This window comes from Clostridioides sp. ZZV15-6383 (assembly GCF_020657735.1).
GTDB classification, from domain to species: domain Bacteria; phylum Bacillota; class Clostridia; order Peptostreptococcales; family Peptostreptococcaceae; genus Clostridioides; species Clostridioides difficile_D.
Genome location: NZ_JAGWCV010000249.1, coordinates 1 through 234 on the forward strand (window position 1 = coordinate 1; position 234 = coordinate 234).

The 234-nt window shown below is 53.0% G+C and carries 1 rRNA gene; it reads right to left on the reverse strand.

From position 1 onward, the window contains the following. Positions 1-234, reverse strand: a 16S ribosomal RNA gene (locus KGF42_RS19660); the annotation flags it as partial.

Consider the following 234-nt stretch of genomic DNA (forward strand, 5'->3'; position numbering starts at 1 on the left):
GAATTCCACTCTCCTCTCCTGCACTCAAGTCTCCCAGTTTCAAGAGCTTACTACGGTTGAGCCGTAGCCTTTCACTCCTGACTTGAAAGACCGCCTACGCACCCTTTACGCCCAGTAAATCCGGATAACGCTAGCCCCCTACGTATTACCGCGGCTGCTGGCACGTAGTTAGCCGGGGCTTCCTCCTCAAGTACCGTCATTATCTTCCTTGAGGACAGAGTTTTACGACCCGAA